Source organism: Sanguibacter sp. Z6_81 (assembly GCF_057180625.1).
The window spans coordinates 1-26,217 of the sequence record NZ_JBXUFV010000008.1 but is presented as its reverse complement, the minus strand read 5'-3'; the positions used below and the strand labels follow the sequence as shown (position 1 = coordinate 26,217).

At 72.8% G+C, this 26,217-nt stretch carries 20 protein-coding genes; 11 read left to right on the top strand and 9 right to left on the bottom strand.

Annotated elements, in window-relative coordinates; genetic code table 11:
• From AC2AXK_RS14505 to AC2AXK_RS14490, 4 genes are all read right to left on the bottom strand, one after another.
• Positions 1-231, bottom strand: a 231-nt coding sequence (locus AC2AXK_RS14505) for a hypothetical protein (RefSeq protein WP_484346110.1), incomplete at its 3' end; no start/stop codon positions are given.
• A 15-nt stretch (positions 232-246) separates the two neighbouring features.
• Positions 247-3,411, bottom strand: coding sequence for a sacsin N-terminal ATP-binding-like domain-containing protein (locus tag AC2AXK_RS14500; protein WP_484346109.1), 3,165 nt, complete (start codon positions 3,409-3,411; stop codon positions 247-249).
• Positions 3,408-4,367 carry a DUF3027 domain-containing protein gene (locus AC2AXK_RS14495; RefSeq protein ID WP_484346108.1) on the bottom strand — a complete coding sequence of 320 codons (960 nt, stop codon included), beginning with the start codon at positions 4,365-4,367 and terminating at the stop codon, positions 3,408-3,410. Before AC2AXK_RS14495 ends, AC2AXK_RS14500 begins: the two co-directional genes overlap by 4 nt.
• A gap of 6 nt (positions 4,368-4,373) precedes the next feature.
• Entirely contained in the window at positions 4,374-4,757 is a 384-nt protein-coding gene (locus tag AC2AXK_RS14490) for a cold-shock protein (protein ID WP_484346107.1), read from the bottom strand.
• A gap of 228 nt (positions 4,758-4,985) precedes the next feature.
• Here AC2AXK_RS14490 and AC2AXK_RS14485 point away from each other — a divergent pair, with 228 nt between their 5' ends.
• The 6 genes from AC2AXK_RS14485 to AC2AXK_RS14460 all read left to right on the top strand — a co-directional run bounded on the left by AC2AXK_RS14485 (position 4,986) and on the right by AC2AXK_RS14460 (position 14,940).
• Positions 4,986-7,433, top strand: a complete 2,448-nt coding sequence (locus AC2AXK_RS14485) for a helicase-associated domain-containing protein (protein WP_484346106.1) — start codon at positions 4,986-4,988, stop codon at positions 7,431-7,433.
• Positions 7,434-7,506: 73 nt separating this feature from the next.
• Positions 7,507-9,189, top strand: a complete 1,683-nt coding sequence (locus AC2AXK_RS14480) for a DNA repair helicase XPB (RefSeq protein WP_484346105.1) — start codon at positions 7,507-7,509, stop codon at positions 9,187-9,189.
• A gap of 136 nt (positions 9,190-9,325) precedes the next feature.
• Positions 9,326-11,368 (top strand): TPM domain-containing protein, encoded by a 2,043-nt coding sequence (locus AC2AXK_RS14475; RefSeq protein ID WP_484346104.1) that lies wholly within the window; start codon positions 9,326-9,328, stop codon positions 11,366-11,368.
• Between the two features lie 55 nt (positions 11,369-11,423).
• A complete protein-coding gene (locus AC2AXK_RS14470) occupies positions 11,424-12,185 on the top strand; it encodes a PspA/IM30 family protein (RefSeq protein ID WP_484346103.1) in 762 nt (253 codons plus the stop codon).
• A 155-nt stretch (positions 12,186-12,340) separates the two neighbouring features.
• Positions 12,341-14,335, top strand: coding sequence for a TPM domain-containing protein (locus AC2AXK_RS14465; protein WP_484346102.1), 1,995 nt, complete (start codon positions 12,341-12,343; stop codon positions 14,333-14,335).
• A gap of 26 nt (positions 14,336-14,361) precedes the next feature.
• Entirely contained in the window at positions 14,362-14,940 is a 579-nt protein-coding gene (locus AC2AXK_RS14460) for an NYN domain-containing protein (RefSeq protein WP_484346101.1), read from the top strand.
• 33 nt (positions 14,941-14,973) lie between these two features.
• Here AC2AXK_RS14460 and AC2AXK_RS14455 read toward each other — a convergent pair whose 3' ends face one another.
• Both AC2AXK_RS14455 and AC2AXK_RS14450 read right to left on the bottom strand, forming a co-directional pair.
• Positions 14,974-15,504 (bottom strand): hypothetical protein, encoded by a 531-nt coding sequence (locus tag AC2AXK_RS14455; protein WP_484346100.1) that lies wholly within the window; start codon positions 15,502-15,504, stop codon positions 14,974-14,976.
• Positions 15,501-15,956 carry a PadR family transcriptional regulator gene (locus AC2AXK_RS14450; RefSeq protein WP_484346099.1) on the bottom strand — a complete coding sequence of 152 codons (456 nt, stop codon included), beginning with the start codon at positions 15,954-15,956 and terminating at the stop codon, positions 15,501-15,503. The genes AC2AXK_RS14455 and AC2AXK_RS14450 overlap by 4 nt, the downstream gene beginning before the upstream one ends.
• Positions 15,957-16,078: 122 nt before the next feature.
• On the opposite strand from AC2AXK_RS14450, the gene AC2AXK_RS14445 reads away from it, so the two are divergent.
• The 4 genes from AC2AXK_RS14445 (at position 16,079) to AC2AXK_RS14430 (ending at position 19,687) form a co-directional block, all read left to right on the top strand.
• Positions 16,079-16,804 (top strand): response regulator transcription factor, encoded by a 726-nt coding sequence (locus tag AC2AXK_RS14445; RefSeq protein WP_484346098.1) that lies wholly within the window; start codon positions 16,079-16,081, stop codon positions 16,802-16,804.
• A complete protein-coding gene (locus AC2AXK_RS14440) occupies positions 16,801-18,414 on the top strand; it encodes a sensor histidine kinase (RefSeq protein ID WP_484346097.1) in 1,614 nt (537 codons plus the stop codon). Before AC2AXK_RS14445 ends, AC2AXK_RS14440 begins: the two co-directional genes overlap by 4 nt.
• 122 nt (positions 18,415-18,536) lie before the next feature.
• Positions 18,537-19,265, top strand: a complete 729-nt coding sequence (locus AC2AXK_RS14435) for an HD domain-containing protein (RefSeq protein WP_484346096.1) — start codon at positions 18,537-18,539, stop codon at positions 19,263-19,265.
• Between the two features lie 131 nt (positions 19,266-19,396).
• A complete protein-coding gene (locus AC2AXK_RS14430; protein ID WP_484346095.1) occupies positions 19,397-19,687 on the top strand; it encodes a WXG100 family type VII secretion target in 291 nt (96 codons plus the stop codon).
• A 75-nt stretch (positions 19,688-19,762) separates the two neighbouring features.
• Here AC2AXK_RS14430 and AC2AXK_RS14425 read toward each other — a convergent pair whose 3' ends face one another.
• The 3 genes from AC2AXK_RS14425 to uca form a co-directional block, all read right to left on the bottom strand.
• The gene (locus AC2AXK_RS14425) at positions 19,763-19,993 is read right to left on the bottom strand and encodes a zinc ribbon domain-containing protein (protein ID WP_484346094.1); all 231 of its coding nucleotides are present in this window, start codon (positions 19,991-19,993) and stop codon (positions 19,763-19,765) included.
• Between the two features lie 128 nt (positions 19,994-20,121).
• Positions 20,122-21,804, bottom strand: a complete 1,683-nt coding sequence (gene atzF, locus AC2AXK_RS14420; RefSeq protein ID WP_484346093.1) for an allophanate hydrolase — start codon at positions 21,802-21,804, stop codon at positions 20,122-20,124.
• A complete protein-coding gene (uca, locus tag AC2AXK_RS14415) occupies positions 21,801-25,415 on the bottom strand; it encodes an urea carboxylase (protein WP_484346092.1) in 3,615 nt (1,204 codons plus the stop codon). Before uca ends, atzF begins: the two co-directional genes overlap by 4 nt.
• 257 nt (positions 25,416-25,672) lie before the next feature.
• Here uca and AC2AXK_RS14410 point away from each other — a divergent pair.
• Positions 25,673-26,217, top strand: a 545-nt coding sequence (locus AC2AXK_RS14410) for a CAP domain-containing protein (protein ID WP_484346091.1), incomplete at its 3' end; no start/stop codon positions are given.

Sequence of the window (26,217 nt, the reverse complement as noted above, 5' to 3'; positions counted from 1 at the left end):
CCCGCTCACCGAGCGACCGAACACCAGTTCGAACCAGAACCCCACACTACAACACCCGCGAACCAGGTCCGCGCGCACCATCAACATGTGGGTACCAACCCCGGGACCAGCCACTTCGCCGGCTCTCACGAGCTTCGCAGTGGTGTCTGTTCCTCCCAGTCGGGCTGACGTCCAGAACATTACGTCGACATGAACGCCCACGGCAAATCTGCCTCCCGTGACGGCGGTCACGGGGACCCTGGAGCGCTACGGCGTCACCTCGTGAGCGTCCCAGGCCGCCTGCGCAACGAGGTCGGCGGCCGCACCCGGGTCGCGGAACGCGAGCTCGAGGGTGTGCCGGTCCGACCACCTCCCGGCCGCCTGCGCGCAACCGCGAGCCGCCGACCGGAGCACCTGCGTGCCGGACGCGGCGAGCACGCGCCCGTCGGGTCCCACCCACCACGACACCTCGACGCCATCGGCGAGCAGCCGCTCGTGCTCCGTCCACGACGCGGGCAGGCCGGCCACTGCCGACCGCAGGTCGACAGGGAGGTCGTGCACCCGCCCCTGCGCGGGCTCGGCCACGAGGACGGCGTCGGCGGCGTGCACCACGTCAAGATCGAGGACCTCGGCCACCGCGTCGGCGGCCTCCTCGCTCGGCGTCGGGACCACCGCGCGCACCTGGGCCCAGGCCGGCTCGGCTGTCACCTGCACAGACGCGCCGGTGCCGACGTCGACCACCGTGGCGCTCCCCCCGTGCAGCGCGACCACCCGGGCGGGCAGCGGATCGACGTCCAGTCCTGCGAGACACGCGCTGCTCAGCCCTGCCCACACGGCCCGGGCCACCGGGATCGGGACCGTCGTGCCCACGCTCGGGAGTCCGGCGAGGAACGTCTCCCAGACCCCAGCATCGGGGACGCCCAGGACGGACTGCAGCTCCGCCGCGGTCGTCACGCCGCCCACCGCGCCGATGACGTGCGGGTCTGTCAGGTGCTCCACCTCCCGCGGAGCGCGGCGAAGAGCGACGTCGAGCCCGGCGCCAGCGCCTGCTGGCGCGAGGAAGGGTGCGCCCAGGACATCCCGCAGGTACCAGGCGGCGTAGCCGACAGCTCCCGGGCCGCCCCCTGGAGCCCCCGCCCGCTCCGCGGCCGTCCGGGGAGACGGCGACGACGGAGCTCTCACGGGTGCGAGGAGCGCCCGGCGTCCGGCCACGTCCGTCGCCAGCAGGTCGACGACCGCGCCCCACGAGTCGTCCAGCACGACGTCGAGGTCCTCGACCACCCCCAGCTCCCCGACGTGCTGTCCGTCGCCCAGCAGAGCTGTGAGGTACGCGTCGTACTCGGGCCAGCCCGGCAGGCCCCACGAGAGACCCTCGGAGGTGCCGGGTTCGCTCCCCGTGACGTGCTCGATGGTGCGCACGACAAGACGGTGGCGCACACCGAGGGCTCGGAGCACCACGGGATGCGGTTGGTCCCACCCGTCGGGGAGGCCGACCGCCGCGAGATCCAGGTGGTCCGCAGCCCAGGAGCCCGGTGCTGCCAGCTCGGCCGCCCGCTCCCACGTGCCGTCCTCGCTGGGAAGGGGGAGCTCCGAGAGCCACGCCGGGTACCGGCCCGTCGGCGCCGCACGCTCGTCGTCGGCCGGGCCGTCCTCCCCGCCGGCTCCGGCGACCTCCGCGACGAGGGCGAGGACCGCACCGATCGCCTCGGGCCACCCCTCTGCCGCCACCACCTCCGCGCCCACCAGGTCGTCCGAGACGCCGAGCACCCGGGCCTCGACGCCGGGAAGAGCGAGCACGGCCGGGTCGTCCGCCCCGATCGCACCCAGTGAGAGCAGGAGGGGGTGGGCTCCTTCCGGGTGGACCACCCGCACCCCCAGAGCCTCGAAGGTGCCCGCGGCGCCACGACCGACGACAAGGCCGCGGGGACCTCGCGTCACGCCACCCCCGGCGAGCGGGACGAGCACCCCCGCGAGCGGCTCGCGCACCGTGGGGTCCTGCGCGTACTCCGCCAGGGCTGCGTAGACACCGGCCCACTGGGCTGGCGCCAGCCCGGCCGGAAGCGAGTCGACGACGTCGCCCAGGCTGCGGACCTCGACGCCGAGCACCCGGGCAGCAGCACGATGCCGGCGCGGGACACCCACCACGCCGAGTCCTGTCGGCGCGAGCGCGTCGACGAGTGCACCGCTGGCCTCGACGTCGAGCATCACGCACTCGTCCGCGCGTCGGCCGCCGACCACCGGGGCATCCCGCAGCGCACGCAGGGCAGCGTCCCGGACCGCCGCGTCAATCCTCCCCGCAGGCAGGCCCGTGGGGACGAGGCTCAACGGTTCGGGCACCATCCGAGCGAGATCTGCGAGCGCCCCACCGGCGGCCTCCGCGACGAGGTCCGCTATCGGGCCGGGGGCGACCCGTCGTCGCGAGGGGTCGAGCGGGAACGAGGCGACGAGCAGGGCGCCGAGGGTGAGCGGCTCGTCGGTGGGGGTGGGCGCGTGCACCACGTCCACCGGACGGTCGGGCTCGTGCCCAGGCAGCCCGGCAACGGCAGCGGACGCGTCCCCCGTGCGGGGCACGGCCCAGGTGACCGACCAGAGCGACGACCCCCGTTCCTCGACCGGCCGCGTCGCGAGCAGACCGGCAGGGACATGGCCCGACCGGGTGACCGACCACCAGCGGTCGGCGACCCCCCGCACCGTGCGTCCGGCTCCCTCCGGCCCCTCGACGCGGATCTCCTCGAGACCAGGCAGTGCGAGCAGGAGCGCGTCCCCGACGGCGTCGAGCTGTGCGCGGATGCTGTCAGCCGCCTCGGCGTCCCGCAGGACGAGCCGCACCGACGTCGTGAAACCTGGGGGTACGGGGAGCGGCTCGACGGCGTACGGCAGGCGCAGCGCCGGGAGCCAGTCGCCGCGCGCCGCGACCTCCGCGGCGAGCTCCGCGGAGGTCGCACGCCCGGCAAGGTCGCGGCGCGTGCCGTCGACGGAGAAACGGACGGCAGCCGGTCCCGACGTGACGGTGACGTCGTCGGAGACCGATCGCACCGCGGCGAAGCCCACGCCGAACCGGCCCACGAGCCCGGCCCGTTCGTCCGCGCGCTTGGCCGACGCCCGCATCGCTGCGAGCGACGCGACGCCCTCGGCGTCGAGCGCGGCCCCGGTGTTCGACGCCGTCAGGGTGACCCGGTCGCCCACGTCGGCGAGGTGGAGGACCAACCGGCCCGGCACCCCGGAGCGGGTCGCGGCGTCCGCGGCGTTCTGCGCGAGCTCGACGACGACGCGATCCCGGTAGTACCCGCGGGCGTGGTCCTCCTCGGTGTTCGCGTCCTCCCGGAAGCGCGCCGGCGACGCCGCCCACGCGGCGAGGACCGCCGCCCGCAGGGCCGCCGTCCCCCACGGATCAACGTCACTGACGTCGGCGCCGCCCGCGGCGGAGCTCACTGCTCGGGTGCCGGCTCCGACTCGTGCCCGGCGGGAAGCACGTCGGCCTCGGGCGGCGCCGGGGCGGCGTCCGTGGAGGTCTCCGGGCTCGCCGGAGGCTCCTGCGCCGAGGCTTCTGGGCCCGCCGAGACGTCCTGCGTCGAGCCGTCTGGAGTCGTCCGGGTCACCGCGACGACCTCGAGCTCCATCTCGTCGATCGCCGGGTCCGGCGCCGGCCAGTCCGTCGGGTGTGCCGCGACGTCGGTCTCCGAGTGGGCACCGCAGCCGTGGTCGAGCGAGACGACCTTGCCGTCATCCTCCGACCACGCGTTGGCACACACACCGAACACCTGGCCGAGAGCGCCTTGCAGCGGCACGAGGAAGCCGCACGAACCGCAGCCGGCAGCCGAGTGGATCGCGCCAGGTGCCGTCGGCCCCCGGAGACCGTCGTACCACCGCTGCGCTGCCTCGTCCCGGCCCTCGGGCGAGAGGACACGGGCACGAGCGAGCGCGAGCTCCTCGATCGCGACGCTGTCGACCTCCGGGTCCCCCGTCGGCGTGTAGCCCGGGACCAGCCGTGGGTCGTCGGCGCGGAACGGCAGGACGTCACCCGGCCCGATGTCGCCCGGACGCAACCGCTCGGACCAGGGCAACCACTCGGGCGCGAGGATCGCGTCGTCCCCGGGAAGGAGCTCGACCTCGCACACGGTCACGAGCTTGCTGCGCGGCGCGCGTGCGACCGTGACCGTCCAGTGCCAGCCCCGGTAGCCGCGCATGGTGCACGCGAACCGGTGCGAGGCCAGGCGGTCCCCGTCCGTCGAGGCACCGAGGTGGTCCCCGACGTCACCGGCCTGCTCGGCGACCTCCTGTGCTGCGGAGCGGGCAACCTCGACAGCAGCGATGAGCACCGCGTCGGGCTTCGGGCGCGAGACCCGCTGCCGCGGCGCGGGAGATGTGGCTGTTGCTGCTGGTGGCATTGGTCCTCAGGCCTCGATGTCGTCCGCGATCGCGCGCAGCACCGTGGCCACCTTGGCCGCTGCGGCTTTCTCCGGGTAGCGCCCGCGGCGCAGGGAGTTGCCCACGCCGTCGAGCAGCTTGATGACGTCCTCGACGATCACCGCCATGTCGTCGGCAGACTTGCGCTGCGCCTTGGCGACGGACGGGAGCGGGTCGAGGAACTTCACGGACAGCGCCTGGGGGCCCTTGCGGCCGTCGGCCACGCCGTACTCGACGCGAGCTCCGGGCTTCGGGGCGGCCGATCCCTCGGGCAGCGACGAGGCGTGCAGGAACACCTGCTCGCCGTCTTCGCTGGCGATGAAACCGAAACCGCGTTCGGCATCGAAGAACTTGACCTTGCCGGTGGGCACCTGGAACCTCGTGGAGCTCGTCGGGATGTGACCGCTCAGGATACCGGGCGCGGACGTGCAAGAGCATCCGGCGGCACGGTAGCGATACCCACCCAGTATCCGCGTTCTGCCTCCCAGCACCTAACGCTGCTCCTCGAGGGTGAACTTCACCTCCGGGCGCGGCAGGTTACGGCGGTCTCACCCCTGGTCCAGCCGCTGGGACGCGGAGCCCGACGTAAAATCGGGCGGATGGCCACGTTCAGCGACTCGATGCGCGCTCGCAGCGACGAGCAGCTCGTCGCCCTGCTCCGGCACCGCCCCGACCTCGCGTCCCCCTCGCCGGCCACGCTCCTGTCGCTCGCTGCCCGCGCCACGAGCCGAGCGAGCCTGCAGCGCGCGACGGGCACCCTCGACGCGGCCCACCTCCAGGTCCTCGAGGCGGTCACCGTCCTCGACGGGCTCGAGGACACGATCACCGAGGATCGCGTCGTGACCGCGGTCGTCGGTCCCGTGGACGATGCGACGGTCGGGCCGTCCGACCAGGCTGACCGCGACGCCGTCTCGTCGATCCTCGCCACGCTCGAGGAGATGGCGCTCGTCTGGGCGCCGGCCCCCGGGGTCCTGCGCTCCGCCCCCGGCCTCGACGAGATGCAGGACCCCCACCCGGCAGGGCTCGGACCGCTCGGGCGGACCCACGACCCGGATCCGGACCTGCGCCTCCTCGACGAGGCGCCACCCGGCGCCCGCAACATCCTCGCCGCCCTCACGTGGGGTCCGCCCGTGGGACGGATGACCGCCGTGGCGGGCGGTCCCGCTGCAGCGGCCACGAAGTGGCTCATCAGCCACGGGTTCGTCAAGCAGGCCGACTCCCAGCACGTCGTGCTGCCGCGACGCGTCGCGATGGCGCTGCGCGGTGGCCGGACGCACCAGGGACTGCTCCACCCCCCCGAGCCGGGCCCGGAGACCCGGCGCACGTCCCGCACACCGGAGACCGTCGCAGCGGAGTCGTCCCGGGCGGCACAGGAGACGGTGCGGCGCGTCGCCGAGCTCGTCAACGCCTGGCAGGCGGCACCGCCCACGGCGCTGAAGTCCGGGGGTCTGCCCGTCCGTGAGCTGCGCCGGTTGGCAGCCCAGCTCGAGGTGACGGAACCCGACGCGGCCCTCGTCGCCGAGCTTGCTCTCATGACCGGGATCGTCGCCGAGGACGGCGACGATCCCACAGCCTTCGCTCCCACCGTGCACGCCGACGACTGGCTCGAGGCCGATCTCCCCGCCCGGTGGGCCGCACTCGTGGCCGCCTGGTTCGCCAGCGCGCGTGCGCCCTGGCTCGTCGGCGTCCGCGACGAGCGCGGGCTGCTGCACAGCGCTCTCGAGCCAGAGCTCCACCGCGCCTGGGTGCCCCGGCTGCGCGGGGAGATCCTGGACGTCCTGGCCACCGCTCCCCTCACCTCCATGGACGCGCGCGAGGTGCTCGCCGTGCTCCGGTGGCGCAGTCCACGGTCCGTCCCGCCCGTCGAGGCCGTCGCGGCACTGCTGAACGAGGCGCAGACCCTGGGGATCGTCGGAGCCGGTGCGCTCGCACCGCCCGGCGTCGTGCTCACGCGGGTCCCGCGGCAGACCGTCCCTGACGACGCCGCGGTGCTCGAGCTCGCCGAGACGCTGGGCGCCGTGCTGCCACCGGCCGTCGACGAGATGCTCCTCCAGGGCGACCTCACGGGGATCGTGCCCGGGCGCCCGTCGCCCGCGCTGGAGGCCCTCCTCGGGGACTGCGCAGAGGTCGAGTCGCGCGGCTCGGCGCTCACCGTGCGCTTCACGGACCGGTCGGTGACCCGCGCGCTCGACACCGGACGCACGGGGTCCGAGCTCCTCGCCGAGCTCACCGCGCACTCCCGCACGCCCGTGCCGCAGCCGCTCGAGTACCTCGTGCGAGACACGGCACGCCGGCACGGGCAAGTGCGGATCGGAGCCGCGGCGAGCTATGTCCGCGTCGAGGATCCCAGCATGCTCGCCGGGATGGTCGACGACCCAGCACTGCGCCCGCTCGGACTGTTCGCCCTCGCACCGACCGTGCTCGCCTCCTCCGCCCCGATCGGCCAGCTGCTCGCCGCGCTCCGTGAACGGGGCACGGCGCCTGCGACAGAGGGCCCGGACGGGCAGGTTGTTCTCGCGGACCGGCGCACACCGCGGATCCGCGCCGCCGGGGGCAGACGCCGTCGTGGTCCCGGACCGCGCCCCGCGCTGCCGTCCACCGCCCGCCACGGCACGCACGCCCCGAACGACAGCCCCGACCCGACGGCGCGCCTCGTCGCGCTCGTCGGGCTGCTGCGCGCTCAGACCCCGCCCGCGCAGGAGGTCGCCCCCCAGGTCGCGGACATCGACGACGCGTCGCCCTCCCGGGCGTCCGGGAGCGGGCGACGGACGGCCGCCGACTACCGGCACCGCGACAGCACCCGTCCCTCCACGGCAGCCGGTGGAACAAGTGAACCCGCCGTGGCGTTGGGCACCCTGCGGGAGGCGGTCGCCGACGGCCGTGAGGTGTGGCTCGACATGACCGGCCCGCACGGGGAGCACCAACGCCGCCGGGTCCGACCCACGCGGCTCGACGCCGGGCGGCTGCGTGCCCTCGACGTCGCCCGGGAGTCCGAGCTGACCGTCGCCGTCCACCGCATCATCAGCGTCGAGTACATCACCCCATGAACCCAGCACCGGGCGCAGCGAGCCGCGGGTCCGGCCCGCTCCACCCACCACCTACCGGGGAGCACAGCACCGCATGACAGACGGACCGTTGATCGTCCAGAGCGACAAGTCCCTCCTGCTCGAGGTCGGGCACCCGCGGGCCGACGCCGCACGACGCGCGATCGCGCCGTTCGCCGAGCTCGAGCGCGCGCCGGAGCACATGCACACGTACCGCCTCACCCCGCTGGGCCTGTGGAACGCCCGCGCCGCCGGGCACGACGCCGAGCAGGTCGTCGGCGTGCTGCTCGACTACAGCCGGTACGCCGTCCCGCACGCGCTGCTCGTCGACGTCGCCGAGACGATGTCCCGGTACGGGCGGCTCCAGCTCGCGCAGCACCCGGTGCACGGACTCGTGCTGCAGGCCACCGACCGGGCGGTGCTCGCCGAGGTGATGAAGTCCCGCCGCACGGCCGGGCTCCTCGGGGAGCGGATCGACGACGACACCGTCGTCGTGCACCCCTCGGAGCGGGGGCACCTCAAGCAGGTGCTGCTCAAGCTCGGCTGGCCCGCGGAGGACCTCGCCGGGTACGTCGACGGCGAGAAGCACCCCATCTCCCTCTCGCCCACCGACCCCGCCAAGGGCGACCAGCCCTGGGAGATGCGGCCCTACCAGCAGCATGCGATCGACGGGTTCTGGCACGGCGGCAGCGGCGTCGTCGTGCTGCCCTGCGGTGCGGGCAAGACCATCGTCGGTGCCGGCGCCATGGCGCGCTCCGGCACGACGACGCTCATCCTCGTCACCAACACGGTGAGCGCGCGCCAGTGGCGCGACGAGCTGCTGCGCCGCACGACGCTCACCGACGACGAGATCGGCGAGTACTCGGGCGCACGCAAGGAGGTGCGCCCCGTGACGATCGCGACGTACCAGGTGCTCACGACGAAGAGGAAGGGTGTCTACACGCACCTCGAGCTGCTCGACGCCCGCGACTGGGGCCTCGTCGTGTACGACGAAGTGCACCTGCTGCCCGCGCCGATCTTCCGCATGACGGCGGACCTCCAGGCGCGCCGACGTCTGGGCCTGACCGCCACGCTCGTCCGCGAGGACGGCCGGGAGGACGAGGTCTTCTCCCTCATCGGTCCCAAGCGCTACGACGCCCCGTGGAAGGACATCGAGGCGCAGGGCTACATCGCGCCCGCGGACTGCGTCGAGGTGCGCCTGACCCTCCCCGAGCGCGACCGCATGCTCTATGCGACGGCGGAGCCCGAGGACAAGTACCGGCTCGCCGCGTGCGCGCCCGGCAAGAACGACATCGTCGCGCAGCTCGTCGCACGGCACGAGGGCGACCCGACGCTCGTCATCGGGCAGTACCTCGACCAGCTCGAGGAGCTCGGCGAGCACCTGGGCGCGCCGGTCATCACCGGCGCGACGTCGGTCAAGGAGCGCCAGCGCCTGTTCGACGCCTTCCGCACGGGTGAGATCACGAAGCTCGTCGTGAGCAAGGTCGCGAACTTCTCGATCGACCTCCCGGAGGCCTCGGTCGCCATCCAGGTGTCCGGGTCGTTCGGGTCCCGTCAGGAGGAGGCGCAGCGGCTCGGGCGCGTCATGCGGCCGAAGGCCGACGGGCGCACCGCGCACTTCTACGCCGTGGTCGCCCGCGACACCGTCGACCAGGAGTTCGCCGCGCACCGCCAACGGTTCCTCGCCGAGCAGGGGTACGCCTACCGGATCATCGACGCCGAGGACCTCGACCAGGCGGCGCAGGAGCTGACCGACTGACGGACAGGATGCCGCGACGCCGGTGCCCGCGGAGGCCGGACCGACGGCGGGCGACACCTCCCGTACCGCACGGTCGTCCAGCGCGGACGAGAGTCGGCGCGTTGCGCCCCCACGCCCCGTGGTCGAAGATCGCAGGGTGGACTCCCGCCCGTACGTCTCGCCGTCGTCGCAGATCAGACGCACCGCTGGGGCGGTGGTGTGCACGCTCGCCCTCCTGCTCGCCGCGGTCTTCCTCCCGTCGACGGCCGCGTACGCGACCGATCCGTTCAACCTCCCGGACGACATCACCGACGAGGCCGGGGTGCTGAGCGACACTGCCGAGATCCAGGCCCACCTCGACCGCCTGCGCGACGAGACGGACATGCAGCTCTTCGTCGTGTTCGTCGACGAGTTCACCGGCGCCGACCGGGAGGAGTGGACGGCCCAGACGGCCGAGCTCTCCGGGATGGGCAACGAGGACGCCATCCTCGCCGTCGCCGTCGACCAGAACCAGTACACGCTCGACGTCTCGCCGGACGCACCGGTCAGCGACGAGGTCTACGCATCCGCCGCAGCCGCCACCGAGGACGCGCTGCGCGCCGGGGACTGGGACGGAGCGGCGATCGCCGCAGCGGACGGCCTGCGCGGGGTGACCGCCGGATCCAGCGGGAGCGGGGACGAGGAGGGCACGAGCATCCTCACCGTGCTGCTCGTCGCCGGGCTCGTCGTCATCCTCCTCGTCCTGTTCGTCGCCTGGCGTTCGAGCCGCAGGCGCGGCACGGCCGCGCCGGGCGGCGCCCCCACGGTGCCGACGGCCGAGCTCAACCAGCGCGCGAGCAGCGCTCTCGTCGCCATCGACGACGAGCTCCGCACCGCCGAGCAGGAGCTCGGGTTCGCGCAGGCGCAGTTCGGCAACGAGGCCACGGACGCGTTCGCCGCGACGCTCGCGGAGTCCAAGACCCGCGTCATGCGCGCGTTCATGCTGCGCCAGCAGCTCGACGACACCACGCCCGAGGCCGAGCCGCAGGCACGGCAGATGATGGCCGAGATCATCGACCTGTGCGAGCAGGTGTCCGACGCGCTCGCGGCGGACTCGAAGCAGTTCGACGACCTGCGCAACCTCCAGGCGGGCGTGCCGCAGGCGCTGGCCGAGACCGCGGAGCGCGTCACGGCCCTGCGGTCGCGCATCGAACCGGCGCGCGCCGCACTGAGGACGCTCGCGATCACCTACCCGCAGACCGCGCTCGCGTCGATCGCCGCGAACCCCGACCAGGCAGCGCAGCTGCTCGACGCCGCCGACGACGCGCTCGCCGCCGGACGCGGCAAGGTCGACGAGGGAGACCGGGCAGCCGCCGTCGCGCACTCGCGCGCCGCGACCCAGGCCCTCGCGCAGGCCACGACGCTTCTCGACGCCGTGCGCAGCGCGGGCGACGACCTCGCCCGCGCAGGAGCGACGCTCGACGCCGCCCTCGCATCGATCGAGGCGGACCTCGCCGACGCGGGCCGGCTCGCACCACAGGACCCTGCGGTGACCGCAGCCGCCACGACCGCGCGTCGCGTCGTCACCGATGCCCGCAGCGCGCGCGACGGCGGAGACCCTCTTGCTGCGATCCGCTCCCTCGCCGACGCGGAGGCCGCCCTCGACGTGGCGCTCGCGCCGTCGCGGCAGGTCGCCGAGCAGCAGGCGCGTGCCGCTGCTCTCCTGCGGCAGTCGCTCGGCCAGGTCGAGTCGCACATCCGCGCCGTCGAGGACTTCGTCGCCACCCGCAAGGGCGCGGTCGGACCGGAGGCACGGACCCGGTTGTCCGAGGCCGGCCGGCTCGCACAGGACGCGCGGGCGACCGAGGGGACGGACCCCGTCGGCGCGCTCGACCTCACGCGCCGGGCCGAGCAGATGGTCGGCTCGGCGCAGCAGCTCGCCCAGGCCGACGTCGAACGCTGGGAGAACCAGCGACGCGGCGGATACGGCGGCGGCCCCGGTTCCGGCGGGTCGTCCGTCGGCGGGATGGTGCTCGGCGGGATACTCATCGACTCCATCCTTCGCAGCGGCGGCGGGTTCGGTGGCGGCGGCTTCAGCGGAGGTGGATTCGGCGGCGGCGGCGGCCGCCGGTCGGGCAGCCGCGGCGGCGGCTTCGGCGGCGGAGGTCGCAGCGGGGGCGGGGGCGGCCGCCGGTCCGGGAGCCGCGGAGGACGGTTCTAGCACCACCACGCGCTGCAGCCGGTTCACATCAGTCATCAACAGAAGGGCACGACTCATGGCACAGAAGCAGTCGATCATCGGACGCGTCGCACAGCTCGCCAAGGCGAACATCAACGCGCTGCTCGACAACGCCGAGGACCCGCAGAAGATGCTGGACCAGCTGGTGCGGGACTACACCAACAACATCGCCGAGGCCGAGGAAGCCGTCGCGCTGACCATCGGCAACCTGCGGATGGCTGAGCAGGACTACAACGAGGACGTCGCTGCCGTGCAGGAGTGGGGCGGCAAGGCCGTGGCCGCGTCGCAGCGTGCCGACCAGTACCGGGCAGCGGGCAACATCAGCGACGCGAACAAGTTCGACAACCTCGCGAAGATCGCGCTCCAGCGCCAGATCGACGCCGAGGCCGAGGTCCGCCAGGCGGAACCGTTCATCACCTCGCAGCGCGAGACGGTCGACAAGCTCAAGACCGGCCTCATGCAGATGAAGGAGAAGCTCGCCCAGCTGAAGTCCCGTCGGGACACACTCGTCGCGCGGTCGAAGACCGCTCAGGCGCAGCAGCAGGTGCAGGGCGCGCTGAACTCCATCAACGTGCTCGACCCGACGAGCGAGATCTCCCGCTTCGAGGAGAAGGTGCGCCGGGAGGAGGCCCGGGCGCTCGGACAGGCCGAGGTCGCCGCGTCGTCGCTCGACGCCCAGTTCGAAGAGCTCGAGGCGTCCGACGCCCAGATCGAGATCGAGGCGCGTCTCGCGGCGCTCAAGCAGGGCAGCACCGCTGCTGCCCCGCAGATCTCGGCGACGCCGGTGACACCCGCCTGACCACCGAGCGGCACCACCACCCCATGCCCGGGCAGGGTGCGTCCTCCTGGAGGTCGCACCCGCCCGTCGTGCCGGCAGGGTCCGGTCCACTACCCTCAGCGACGAAGGCGGACGCAGCGCTGCTCCGCCCGTGACGATCGTGACAGGGGACCGACGTGCAGACCGTTCGAGCGCTCGCGGCGGTGGCCGCCGCCACCGCCCTGCTCCTCGGAGCGGCTCCGCGCCCGCTGGAGCCACCCGCACCGGTGTCCAGCACCATCACCGACCCCGCCGGTGCGCTCGGGACGCGGACCGGCGAGGTCCGGGACCGCCTCGCCGAGCTCGAGGACGCCACCGGAGCGAACCTCTACGTCGTGCTCGTCGAGAGCTTCGACGGCGTCGACGGCGAGACGTGGGCGATCCGCACGGCGGAGGAGTCCGACCTGCGCGACGAGGACATCCTGCTCGCCGTCGCCACCGACGACCGCCGCTACGGCGTGTCGGTAGCCGACGACGCCCCGTACTCCGACAGCCAGCTCGCAGCCGTGCGGACCGACAGGATCGAACCGAACCTGCGGGCCGACGACTGGGCAGGCGCGGCGCTCGCAGCCGCGGACGGCTACGAGGACATGATGACCGGATCGGTGTGGTCGAGCCCATGGCTGTGGCTCGCTGCGCTGGTGATCCTCGTCGTCGGTGGCGGTGCCCTCAGGTCCCGTCGCCGCCGGTCGGCGGACGAGCGTCGGCGGCAGGGGGCGCTCGGACCATCCGTCCCGTCCGCCCCACAGCAGCCGACGGAGTCCGACGAGGCGCTGCGTCAGCGGGCCGCGGCGATGCTCGTCGAGCTCGACGACGCGGTGCGGTCCTCCGCACAGGAGCTCGAGTTCGCGCGCGCCGAGTTCGGGCACCAGGCGACGGACCCCTTCGCCCGGACGCTCGAGTCGGCGCGCGCCCAGCTCGACCGCGCCTTCGAGCTGCGCAGCGGCACCACGGCTGTCGCCGGGCAGAGCAGCGACCGGGCGACGAACGCGTCGATCATCGAGCTGTGCGAGGACGTCGACGACCTGCTCGACGCACAGACCGCCGCCTTCACCGACCTGCGAGGGCTCCTGGACCGTGTCCACCTGCTCCTCCCCGAGCTCCTGGAGCGTGCGGAGGAGGTGCGGTCGCGCGTCGGGCCAGCGACCGACATCCTCACCCAGCTGCGCATCCTGCACCCGGCCCCTGCGCTGGAGACCACGGAGCAGAAGATCCCCCAGGCTGTCGCGCTGCTCGACACCGTGGCGCCGACCGTCGCCGTCGGGCAGAGCCTCGTCACCGGGGGCTCACGGCGAGGCGCGGTGGCCCGGTACCGCGTCGCGCAGGAAGCCATCGCCCATGCGTCCCGGCTGCTGGACGAGGTGCACGAGGCCGGAGCTGACCTCGCGGCGTCGGCAGAACGCATCGCTGCCGCACTCCGTTCGCTGGAGAGCGACCTCGCCGACGCCGCGCGGCTCGCGCCGCAGGACGCCGCGGTCACCGGGGCCGCGGACGCCGCCCGGGGCGCGATCGCCGCGTCCGCACTGTCGACCGCAGGTGATCCGCTCGCCACGCTGGACGACCTCGCTGCCCGCGAGGGCGCCCTCGACGAGGCGCTCGCCCCGTTCCGCGCCACGGATGTCGTGCGTCGACGCGCGGCGGAGCTGGCCTCCCAGGCGATCCACCGGGCGACCGAGGCCGTGGGCCGTCTCGACGCCGTCATCCAACGTCACCGCCTCTCGGTCTCCGAGGCACCGCGTGCCCGGCTCGCAGCGGCGCGCAGTGCACTCACGCTCGCGAACGTCCTGCTGCCCACCGACCCCGAGCGGGCCCTCGGTGCCGCTCGCGAGGCGGAGCAGTCCGTCCTCGACGGTCGCAACCTCGTCAACCAGCAGGTCGACCGGCCCAGGCCGGGGTCCGTCCCTGCTCACCCGGAGCAGGAGACCGGCGGCTCGTTCTTCTCGTGGCTGCTCACCAGCGGCGACAACGGGTCGAGCGGAGGCTGGGGCGGGAGCTCGCGCTCGTCGAGCCGACGCTCGTCGTCCAGGAGACGCTCGTCGTCGAGCCGACGGTCGTCAGGTTCGAGGAGCCGTCGCAGCAGCACCCGCTCCTCCAGCCGCCGGGGACGGCGCGGTGGGGGCGGCCGGTTCTGAGCACGGATCGGCTCTACAGTTGACCCATGTCCGGCACTGATCTGCGCCCCGCGCGTCCCACGTACCTGCTCGTCGACGGCGAGAACATCGACGCAACCCTCGGCATGAACGTCCTGGGCCACCGGCCGAACCCGGAGGAGCGTCCCCGCTGGGACCGCATCGCCGAGTTCGCCCAGACCCTGTGGGGTCAGCAGGTCACGCCGCTGTTCTTCCTCAACGCGTCGTCGGGCCAGATGCCGATGCCGTTCGTCCAGGCGCTGCTCGCCATGGGGTACCGACCGATCCCCCTCGCCGGGGCCAGCCACGAGAAGGTCGTGGACATCGGTATCCAGCGGACCCTCGAGGCGATCGCCGACGTCGACGGGGACGTGCTCCTCGCGAGCCACGACGGCGACTTCCTGCCGCAGGTCGAGCAGCTGCTCGACGGCGACCGGAAGGTCGGCCTGCTGTGCTTCCGGGAGTTCGTCAACTCGCGGCTCGGGGAGCTGAGCTCCCGGGGACTGCAGTTCTACGACCTCGAGGAGCGCGTGGGAGCGTTCACGACCCCGTTGCCGCGCGTGCGCATCATCCCCATCGAGGACTTCAACCCGCTGCGCTACATCTGATCGCTGTCGCGGACCGGGCACCGCCCGCCGAGCTCACGCGCCCGGCGGGCGGTGGCCGGTCCACAGCCGCCAGCCGCGCGCGAAGCCGAAGAACACCAGGAAGAGCACCACGAGGATCGTCGCCTCGACGTCCTGGGCGAAGGAGAGCATGTCCGGGCCGGACACGACCTCGACGTCCGTGGCCATCCACCGTCCCGCGAACGTCGTGCGCTCGCCAGGGGCGGTGCGCTCGGCGACAGCCACGGCACCGGACATATAGCTCATCATGGCGAGCATGTAGGCGTAGAGGACCACGGCGAACGCGGTCACGCCGCTCATCCAGTGCGGCAGCCGGCGGTCCCGCGCGTCCCGGTACCCGCCGCCGAGGGCGCTCGCCGGCCCGAGGTCGCGGATCGCCGCGGCCATCCCTCCCCGTGCGGACGCGTCGTCGAGCGAGCCGCGCAGGTCCGCGTAGATCGAGCGGCGGTCGCGTCGCCGGAGGTCCTGGACGAACCAGCTGAGGCGCAGGAGGTACACCTCCCTGCGGAGCCGGTCGCTGAGGGAGGTGCTCGTCGCGGTGGTCATGTCGGCTCCTGGTCTGTCGTCATGGGTAGCGGCGTGCGGGACGGACCGGCAGCACCACCACGGTCCGGCTGGGCGGTGCCCACGGTGCCCTCGACGACGTCGACGAGGGCGTGCCACGCAGAGACCGCCCGGGCGAGGTCCGCGCGTCCGGTGTCGCTCGGGAGGTAGTACTTGCGGGCAGGGCCCGACGGCGACGGCTCCAGCCGCGAGACGACTGCGCCCTCCCGCTCGAGGCGGGCCAGCACCGGATACACCGTGCCGGTGACGATGTCCGTCAGTCCTCGGTCCTGGAGGCGGAGGACGAGCTCGTAACCATAGGACTCCCGCTCCTCGAGCAGCGCGAGGACGAGCATCGGAAGGACACCCTTGAGCAGCTGGGGATCGCGCCGGGGCGCGCCCTCGCCCAGGGGCGCGCCCGGCGGGTCGACGGAAGGACGTGGTCGTCGAGGCATGGACCGAGCCTATACCTGCTATTCGGCCATACACAATAGCGATGCGCTCGGGCCCGCCGGCGCGCCGCTCGCGTCCCGCCGCTGCACAGGCGGCTCCCAGACACGCGTCGCACACTGGGACCATGACGCAACCCGAAGCCCGCCTGGTGGTGGTCGACGACGAGCCGAACATCCGGGAGCTGCTCGCGACGTCCCTGCGGTTCGCCGGTTTCGAGGTGTTCGCGGCAGAGGACGGGCTGTCTGCGCTCACACTCATCCAGGACACCGAGCCCGACCTCGTCGTGCTCGACGTCATGCTCCCGGACATGGACGGCTTCACCGTGACGCGGCGCATGAGGGAGAAGGGCCAACACGTCCCGATCCTGTTCCTCACCGCGCGGGACGACACCCAGGACAAGATCACCGGCCTCACCGTCGGCGGCGACGACTACGTGACCAAACCCTTCAGCCTCGAGGAAGTGGTCGCCCGCATCCGCGCGGTGCTCCGGCGCACCCACCCTGTCGAGCTCGACGACTCCGTCCTGCGCTTCGCGGACCTCGAGCTCGACGAGGACTCGCACGAGGTGCGGCGCGCCGGACGCACCATCGACCTCTCCCCCACTGAGTTCAAGCTCCTGCGCTACCTCATGCTCAACCCCGGACGCGTGCTGTCCAAGGCACAGATCCTCGACCACGTGTGGCAGTACGACTGGGGCGGCGACGCGAACATCGTCGAGTCCTACATCTCCTACCTGCGCCGCAAGATCGACAACGTGCCGCTGCCCGACGGGACACAGCCCGACCCCCTCATCGCCACGAAGCGCGGCGTGGGGTACCTGCTGCGGCTGCCGTCGAAGAAACCTGCATGACGGCACCCCCCGTCCCCCCGCCCCCCGCACCGCCAGAGCCGGCGCTCCCCGACCCCTCGACCGACGAGACCGGAGCAGCACCGCCAGAGCCGGCGCTCCCCGACTCCTGGACGGACGAGACCGGGGGGACGCACGTCGGCCCCATCAGGGCGTTCTGGGCGCGCTCGCCACTGCGCATCAGGCTGGTCGCGATCGTCACGTTCGTCCTGCTCGCGGGCCTCGGGAGCTCCGTCGTGCTGACGAACATGCTCCTGTCGCAGTTCCTCGTCCAGGAGGTCGACGACCAGCTCAACAGCACCGCGGTGCAGTTCGCCGACCAGGCGCTGGGGGCGACGCAGGACGACGATCCCTCGGCGCAGACCCTGCCGAGCGACTACTACATCGTGCTGTTCCGCGACGATGACGGCGTTCCCGAGCTGCACTTCCAGAAGCCCACCGCACGCCAGTACGGGATCCCCAAGCTCACCGCGTACACGTTCACCAAGGAGACCCTCCCCTCGGAACCCTTCACGGTGGGTGCCGTGGACCTCTACGGCACGGGAATCGCCCAACGGTCCGAGTGGCGCGTGCTCGCGCTCATCGGCCACAACCGCTCGGAACCGATCGGCATCGTGTACGTCGCGCTGCCCCTCCACGGTGTCCACGAGACGACAGCACAGATCCAACGACTCCTCATCGTCAGCGCTCTCGTCATCACCGCGATCGGCGCGGTCGTCGGGTATGTCGCGGTCCGTCGCTCGCTCCGCTCGCTGGGCGTCATCGAGCGCACCGCGGCCGCCATCGCCGACGGGGACCTCAGCCGCCGCATCCCCCAGGCACCCCTGACGACCGAGGTCGGCAGCCTCGCCCACTCCCTCAACGCCATGCTCTCCCAGATCGAGCAGGCGTTCGCCTCACGGGAGGCGTCCGAGATCCGGATGCGCCGGTTCGTCTCGGACGCGAGCCACGAGCTGCGCACGCCGCTCGCAGCGATCCGCGGCTACGGCGAGCTGTACCGGATGGGTGCGCTCACGACGCCCGAGGCGATCTCGGACACGATGCGCCGCATCGAGGAGTCCGCTACCCGGATGGGCTCGCTCGTCGAGGACCTGCTGCACCTCGCGCGCCTCGACGAGGGCCGGGTCATCGAGCGCGAGCCGGTCGACCTCACGGTCCTCGCGGCGGATGCCATGAGCGACCTGCACGCCCTCGACCCCACACGCACCGTCCGGCTGGTCCCGCTCGCGGAAGACGGGTCCACGGGCGCGGTCGTCGTCGTCGGTGACGACGACCGGATACGCCAGGTCCTCGCCAACCTCGTCGGCAACGCCGCGCGGCACACGCCCCCGGGCTCACCGGTCGAGGTCGCCCTCGGGTACGAGGACGACGACGGCGTGCGCTTCGGCGTCGTCGAGGTGCGCGACCATGGACCGGGGATCCCGCCGGAGCACGCTGAACGCGTCTTCGAACGGTTCTTCCGCGTGGACTCCTCACGCAACAGGACCTCCGGGGGGTCAGGCCTCGGGCTCGCGATCGTCGCCGCGATCACCGGGACCCTCGGCGGGCGGGCGTCGATCCGGGAGACCCCGGGGGGCGGTCTCACCGTCCGGGTAGCGTTGCCAGCAGCGTAGCCAGCCATCCGCGGACGGACGCTCCTGACATCCCGTCCATCGTCGGCGTACAGTCCCCCGTACGCGCGACCGTGAGTCGAGCAGAGGCTCGCAGCCGCCACCCCGTCGAAGGACCCCTTCCCATGCCCGATAGTGCGGACGCCCCCCAGTGGCTCCTGTCCTCCTGGATCCGCAGCTGCGAAGCGGTCGGCGCGACGGCTGACCCCAGCACGCTCCGCGCAGCCGGCAACGCCCTCCTCGACCGGTGGAGCGAGCCCGGACGCGTCTACCACTCGGTGCGCCACCTCGCGGACGTGCTCAGCCGGGTCGACGAGCTCGCGGAGGAGACGCACCAGCCCGACGTCGTCCGGCTCGCTGCCTGGTACCACGGGGCGATCTTCAGTGCTGCGTCAGCAGCGGCCTACGCCACGCAGGGTGGCGAGGACGAGGTGGCCAGCGCCGCGCTCGCCCGCGTCGACCTGACCGCCCTGGGCGTCCCGGGACGTACGGCCGAGCGCGTCGGGCAGCTCGTCACAGCTCTGGCCCGGCACAAGGCCTTGCCGCACGACTCCGACTGTGCGGTGCTGTGCGACGCAGACATGGCCATCCTCGCCACCGAGCCCCAGCGTTACAAGGCGTACCTCACGGACGTGCGCAAGGAGTACGCGCACATCCCGGTGCGGCACTACCTCGAGGCTCGGCACCGGATCCTCACCAAGCTCCTCGCCCGGCCCTCTCTGTACACGAGCCCCATGGCCGCCCCCTGGGAGGAACCAGCGCGGCAGAACCTCACGGCAGAAGCTGCTCGGCTTCAACGCGAGCTCCGGACGCTCGATGACAGCCCCCCGGCGGACGAACGCGTCGAGATCTGACGCACAGGCACCACACAGCGCTCTGCGTCCACATCTGCCACCCTCGGCGACGCTCTCCCTCGACGAGATCCGTAGCGTCCTGCCCCTACCGCCGCGTCCCCGCGGAGGTGCCGGATCCAGAGGAGTCAGCCATGAGCAAGTTCGGTGTCGATGTCACCCAGGTCAGCAGCGCGAGCGCGACGGTGAGCGTGTCCGTGACGTCGATCAGGACCGAGGTGGCCGCGATGATGCGCCACCTGCAGGACCTGCAGAACACGTGGACGGGATCGGCGGCGCTCGCGTTCTCCGGCGTGGTCGGTCAGTGGCAGGTGACCCAGGTGCAGGTCGAGTCCGGCCTCGACGCCATCACCGCGGCGCTGGCCCGCACGGCCACGACCTATGACGACGCCGAGACGAGCGCGTCGGCGAACTTCACTCTCTGACCGGGAGCGGTGCACGCTCGGAGCGGACGCGGTACGCCGTGGCCCAGCGCGCGCGAACAGGCGCCCGGGACCGGGTCAGCCGAGGTCGTTGCCGGCGAGCACCGCCGGCGCCCACTCGCCCCCGCACACGGTGCACCGCACGCTCTCGCGCGTGCTGCCCAGCGGGATGATCGGGATCCAGAACACGTGGATCCATGTGCGCGACCCGACGAGCTCGTACCCGCGCACCTCGAGGCAGAAGGGGCACCGGAACGCACCGGTCCCACGGACAGAACGACGCAGGCGGGTGCCGAAGAAGAGAAACACGGCTCCACAGTGGCATGTCGAGCCAGCTGTGGCATGTCGAGCCGGCTGTGGCATGTAGAGACGGTCGGCGCACGCCGGTGGAGAGCCCGTGCGCCGACCGTCCTGAGAGCGCCCTGCGGCGCGGCGGGTCAGACAGCGGCGAGGTAGCGGGCCCACCCGCCGTGACCGGTGATGTCCGCACCGGACTCCGCGGCATCGTGGCTGCACCCGAACCCGACGACCCACCGACCGTCGTCGAGCTCGACACGTCCCAGCATCATCGGGGGCGGGAGGCCGCCGAGGAGCGTGCCCAGCGCCCCCTCGGACAGGTGCCACAGCTCACCCGCGATCCCCGAGCCCTCACCGGAGCCCACCCGGACGAGACCAGGTTTTGCGGGAGTGGTCCCGAGGTCGACGAGCCGGTACGCAGCGGACGTGTGCACGTCGGAGACGAACCGGGCGCCGAGCTCCTCGAGCTGGCCGTTGAGCGGCTGCCCACGCAGGTGCGCACCGAAGACTGCGAGATCCACGCCTCCCTCGACGAGGACCGGCGCGACCGCCCCGGGCCCGCCGGTCAGCCGGGCGGCGAGGTCGATCGCGAGCTGGTCGTCGAACGCCCGGGACACCAGCGTCACCCCGAACGGAAGCCCGTCTGCCTCACCCGCCGGGACTGCGAGCGCAGCGAGGTCGAGGAGGTTGACGAAGTTCGTGTACGTGCCCATCCGCCGGTTGATGCCCACGGGGTCGGCGGCCACCTCCGCGAGCGTCGGGTGCTCGGTGGTCGTCGGCAGCAGGAGGAGGTCCGCACCCTCGAGGATGCGGGCCGCAGCGGCCTGCGCCTGCTCGAGCCGCTCGACGTCCGCCACGTAGGCGTGCGCCGGGATGTCCTTGCCGCCCCGGATGATCGCTCCGACGACCGGGTCGACGTCGTCCGTCCCCTCCTCGAGGAAGGCACCGACCGCGGCGTACCGCTCGGCGACCAGCGCGCCGTCGTACAGCAGGGTCGCGGCCTCGAGCAGCGGGGAGACGTCGGCGACGACGACCCGGGCACCCGCCGCCCGGACGGATGCGACCGCGGCGGCGAACGCCACCCGCCACGTCGGCGAGAGCGGGGCGAGGTCCTCGTCGCGCGGGACGACGACGACCGGGTCCCGGCGCAGTCCGACGCGGACGTCGGCGGGCCACGTCCGCCGGCCGTCCGCCGCCATGAGCCGCGTCGCGCGGACACCGAGGTCCAGGTCCTGCGTCATCGTCGTGAGCACGTCGTAGCTCCGGCACGCGGGGACGACACCGGTCGTCGGGACGAGACCGACCGTCGTCTTGATCCCGACGATGCCGTGGAACGCGGCGGGCACCCGACCGGAACCGGCCGTGTCCGTGCCGATGCCGATGTCGGCGATGCCGAGGGCGACGGCGACCGCCGAGCCGGAGCTCGATCCACCGGAGACCCGGTCCGGGTGGGTCGCATGGCGCACCGCACCGTAGGGGCTGCGTGTCCCGACGAGGCCGGTGGCGAACTGGTCGAGGTTCGTCTTGCCGAGGACGACGGCCCCGGCGTCGACGAGCGCGCGGACGGCGGGCGCCGTCTCCTGGGGGGTCGACGCGAACGAGGGGCAGGCCGCCGTCGTGGGGAGCCCGGCGACGTCGACGTTGTCCTTGACCGCGAGAGTGAGCCCGGCGAGCGGCAGGTGCTCGCCGGCCGCGACCCGCTCGTCGACCTCGTGGGCCGCGCGGATCGCGTCCGCCTCCGGCACGAGGGTGACCCACACCTCCGGACGGTCCACCTCCGCGATCCGCGCGTACGCGGACCGGACCCGCTCGACGGCCCTCACGCGTCGACCTCGACGATCGCGAGCGGCATCCCCGGGCGCACGGGTTGCCCGCTCCCGACGAGCACGCTGACGACCCGGCCCGTCACCGGTGCGTCGACCGCGAGCTCGAGCTTCATCGCTTCCAAGCAGACCAAGGTATCTCCTGTCGTCACGCGATCACCGACCGCTACCTGCACGCGCCATACGCTGCCCACCATCGGAGCCTCCACCGCGACGCACCCCTCCGGCACGTCGACCGCGAGCGCCCCGGCGTCGTCCGACGCCCACGATGCGCCCTGCTCGGCCGTGGCGAACTCTCCGGCCGCCTCCCAGGCGTCCCGTTCCGCCGCGAAGGCCACGGCCTGCCGCTGCGTGAACGCCTCGATGTCCGCGGCATTCTCCTCGAGGAGCAGGAGGTGCTCCGCGAGGGAGAACTGCCCCTCCTCCACCTCCACCTCGAGGCGACCGGCCGCGAACGCGGACCGTTGCTCGAGGAGCTCCTCCGCGCTCACGGGGTGCCACACGATCCGGTCGAAGAACCGCAGGAGCCAGGGCTTGCCCGGCTCGAACACCCCGCGCTGGCGGTGCCCGCTCCAGATCGGCACGGTGCGTCCGACGAGCTGGTACCCGCCGGGGGACTCCATCCCGTAGACGCACAGGTACGAGCCACCGAGACCGACGGTGTCGGACGCCGTCCACGTGCGGGCCGGGTTGTACTTCGTGGTGCGCAGGCGATGGCGGGGGTCCAGGGGGACGGCGAGCGGCGCGCCGAGGTAGACGTCACCCAGACCGAGGACGAGGTACTCGGCCTCGAACAGCGTGCGGTAGACGCCGGCGACGTCGTCGAGCCCGTTCGCCCGGCGGATGAACTCGGTGTTCGACGGCAACCAGGGCGCCTCCTCACGGACACCCGCCATGTACCGGGACACCGCCTCCGCGATGCTCGGGTCCTCGAAGGACATCGGCAGGTGGATGCGGCGGCTCGGCACGACGAGGTCCGCCGTCGCGGGCAGCTCCTCCTCGATCCCGGTGAGGACCTCGACGAGGGTCGCGACCGACAGGACGTCCGGCTCGACGTGCACGTGCAGGCTGCGGACGCCCGGCGTGATGTCCACGACGCCGTCGAGCCCGCGCTCCCGCAGGGCCTCGGAGAGCGCGTGCACACGCATCCGCATGCCGAGGTCGAGCGTCATGGGGCCGTACTCGACGAGGACGTTGTCGTCCCCACCGCGCAGGTACGCGACCTCAGGGCGGTCCGGTCCGGCGGGGACGCGGGCGAGCACACCGTCGTCGCCGTCCGGCCCCACCGTCAGCGTGGCGGGCATCCCGGGAGCGGCGCGGAGCTCGACGCTCTTGCGCAGCCGGTCCGCGCTCTCCGTCGGCACGGGGACGAGCCGCACCGTGTCGCCCGGGCGCAGCTGACCGAGCTTCCACCGGTTGCCCACGACGACCGTGACGGGGCAGGCGAAGCCGCCGAGGCTGGGGCCGTCGGGCCCGAGGAGGATCGGGGTGTCGCCGCTGACGTTGAGTGCACCGACCGAGTAGGGGTTGTCGTGCAGGTTGGACGGGTGCAGCCCGGCCTCGCCGCCATCGGGCCGCGCCCACTGGGGCGCGGGGCCGGAGAGCCGGATACCCGTACGGTTGGCGTGCGACTGCACCTCCCACACCGACCCGTAGAACATCTCCATGTCCTGCACGGTGAAGTACGACGGCGCGGGCTGCGGGCCCTCCTGGACAGCGAGCTCCCAGTCGTGGACCATCGTCGGGCGGTGCGCGGTGGGGACCGGGGCGGGCTCGTCCGTGCGGTCGGTCACGTCCCCGGGGACGAGCACGTCGCCCACCGCCAGCGCCCGGCCGGTATAGCCACCGAAACCCCCGAGCGAGAAGGTCGACGCCGAGCCGAGGTACTCGGGGACGTCGAGACCTCCGCGCACGAGCACGTAGCTGCGCAGGCCCGTGCCTGCAGGGGTCGCGACGTCGAGCACGCCACCGGCGGGGACGGTGACCGGCTCCCACTGGGGAACGGGCGCACCATCGACGGTCACGGTCGTCTCTGCGCCCGTGACGCACACGACCGTCTCCTGGGAGAACAGCAGGCGCGGGCCATCGAGCGTGCACTCGAGGCCGGGCGTCCCCTCGGCGTTCCCGACGGCGATGTTGCCGAGCCGGAACGACAGGTCGTCCATGGGGCCGGACGGGGCGATGCCCACCTCCCACAGGCCGAGCCGACCCGGCCAGTCCTGGACCGTCGTCATGACACCCCCGCGCAGGACGTCGATGCGCGGTTCCTCGACGACGACGTCCGCGAGGAGCGAGGTGCTCACCTCACCGGCGACCACCCGGGGGTCGGCGACCGCGGCCCGCAGCAGCGCGAGGTTCGTCTGCACCCCCGCGATCCGTGTCGCCGCGAGGGCGTCGCCGGCTGCGGAGAGGGCTCCGGCACGGGTGTCCGCGTGCACGATGACCTTCGCGAGCATGGGGTCGTAGTGGGAGGTGACCTCCTGGCCGGCCTCCGCCCAGCCGTCCACGCGCACCCCTTCGGGGAAGGCGACGTGCGTGAGCAGGCCGGCGCTCGGCTGGTAGTCCTTGTGCGGGTCCTCGGCGTAGAGGCGCGCCTCGACGGCGTGCCCACGGATCTGCGGGCCGGTCTCGGGAACGTCGTCGAGGAACGACGCATCACCCTGGGCGAGGCGGAGCATCCACTCGACGAGGTCGACGCCGGTCACCTCCTCCGTCACCGGGTGCTCCACCTGGAGGCGGGTGTTGACCTCGAGGAAGGAGACCTGGTCACGGTCGACGTCGTAGACGTACTCGACGGTCCCGGCCGACCGGTAGCCGACGGACGCGGTGAGGGCGCGGGCCGACGCCTGCATCTCCGCCCGGACGCGGTCGCTGAGGCCGGGGGCCGGTGCCTCCTCGACGACCTTCTGGTTGCGGCGCTGGAGCGAGCAGTCGCGGTCGCCCAGGCTCACCACCCGGCCCTCCCCGTCGCCGAAGACCTGGACCTCGAGGTGGCGGGCCCGGGTGATGAACTGCTCGAGGAACACCCCGGCGCTGCCGAAGCTCGCCGTCGCGAGTCGCTGGACGCGGTCGTACGCGACGAGGAGCTCGGCCTCGTCGGCGCACGCCTGCATACCGATACCGCCACCGCCCGCGACGGCCTTGACCATGACGGGGTACCCGACCTCGCGTGCCGCTGCGCGCGCTGCGGAAAGGTCCTCGAGCAGCCCGCTGCCCGGGACGAGCGGCACGCCGGCGGCCTGCGCCGCGACACGAGCACGGTGCTTGTCACCGAACACGCCCAGGTGGGACGGCCGGGGGCCGACGAACGCGAGACCGGCGGCCTCGACGGCGGCCGCGAACGACTCGTTCTCGGAGAGGAACCCGTAGCCGGGGTGGATCGCGCCCGCACCCGAGGCGAGCGCAGCCCCGAGGACGAGGTCGGCACGCAGGTAGCTCTCCCCGGCGGGGGCAGGACCCAGACGCACCGCGGCGTCAGCGAGGGCGACATGGGGGGCCCCAGCGTCGGCGTCGGAGTACACGGCCACCGTCCGCAGCCCGAGTCGCTTCGCGGTCCGGATGATGCGGCATGCGATCTCGCCACGGTTGGCGACGAGCAGGGAATCGAACACAGCAGCTCCACGGTGGTCGGGCGACGGAAGCGGCAGGTCAGGGCCGCGTATACAGGTCTGTATCCGTGCTCGTCACCGTAAGGAGGCGGTATTTCCGTGGCCCTACTGCTCTGTGAACGGGGCGTTACGCACTCCCGCGGGCCAGGGTCGGACGACGGGTGATCTTTCAGCACGAAGTGGACTCCCCGCCCGGCCACGACCTAGGTTCAGGGCACGCGGAGCGGCACGACGTCGTGCCGTCGATCAGGGGGATTTTGATGAAGAAGCTGGTACTCGTGCTCACGCTGCTGGCAGCGATGCTGCTTCCGACGAGCGCGGCGCACGCCGCCCCGGAGGACGACATCCTTGCCCTGACGAACGCGGCACGGGCACAGAACGGGCTCGCTCCGGTCGCAGCGCACAGCGGTCTCGCGACGGTCGCAGAATCCTGGTCCACGACCATGGCCCGGGAGAACCGGCTCTACCACAACCCCAGCGTCGGGTCGCAGATCCCGGCCGGATGGATGTCGTGGGGCGAGAACGTCGCGTACGCCAGCGGATACCCGAACAACACCCAGACGATCTTCGACGGCTGGATGAACTCGGCCGGTCACCGCGCCAACATCCTCAACGCGAACTTCAACGCGCTCGGCGTCGGCGTCGTGGTCGACGGCTCCGGGAAGATGTGGGCCACCCAGAACTTCGGGCGGTACCCGGCAGGGTCGATCCCGGCACCGGCACCGACGTTCGTCACGGTGGGTGCGATCGATGCGTGGTATCGCAGTGGTGGTGCGGGGATCGTGGGGCCGCCGACGGCGAACCA

What these genes read in the sequence shown, in the direction of transcription:
- AC2AXK_RS14445 (WP_484346098.1), top strand. Translation starts at nt 16,079, where the DNA reads ATGACGCAACCCGAAGCCCGCCTGGTGGTGGTCGACGACGAGCCGAAC.
- AC2AXK_RS14455 (WP_484346100.1), bottom strand. Translation starts at nt 15,504, where the DNA reads ATGACCACCGCGACGAGCACCTCCCTCAGCGACCGGCTCCGCAGGGAG.
- AC2AXK_RS14435 (WP_484346096.1), top strand. Translation starts at nt 18,537, where the DNA reads ATGCCCGATAGTGCGGACGCCCCCCAGTGGCTCCTGTCCTCCTGGATC.
- AC2AXK_RS14450 (WP_484346099.1), bottom strand. Translation starts at nt 15,956, where the DNA reads ATGCCTCGACGACCACGTCCTTCCGTCGACCCGCCGGGCGCGCCCCTG.
- AC2AXK_RS14430 (WP_484346095.1), top strand. Translation starts at nt 19,397, where the DNA reads ATGAGCAAGTTCGGTGTCGATGTCACCCAGGTCAGCAGCGCGAGCGCG.
- AC2AXK_RS14485 (WP_484346106.1), top strand. Translation starts at nt 4,986, where the DNA reads ATGGCCACGTTCAGCGACTCGATGCGCGCTCGCAGCGACGAGCAGCTC.
- AC2AXK_RS14495 (WP_484346108.1), bottom strand. Translation starts at nt 4,367, where the DNA reads ATGCCACCAGCAGCAACAGCCACATCTCCCGCGCCGCGGCAGCGGGTC.
- AC2AXK_RS14460 (WP_484346101.1), top strand. Translation starts at nt 14,362, where the DNA reads ATGTCCGGCACTGATCTGCGCCCCGCGCGTCCCACGTACCTGCTCGTC.
- AC2AXK_RS14470 (WP_484346103.1), top strand. Translation starts at nt 11,424, where the DNA reads ATGGCACAGAAGCAGTCGATCATCGGACGCGTCGCACAGCTCGCCAAG.
- AC2AXK_RS14440 (WP_484346097.1), top strand. Translation starts at nt 16,801, where the DNA reads ATGACGGCACCCCCCGTCCCCCCGCCCCCCGCACCGCCAGAGCCGGCG.
- AC2AXK_RS14480 (WP_484346105.1), top strand. Translation starts at nt 7,507, where the DNA reads ATGACAGACGGACCGTTGATCGTCCAGAGCGACAAGTCCCTCCTGCTC.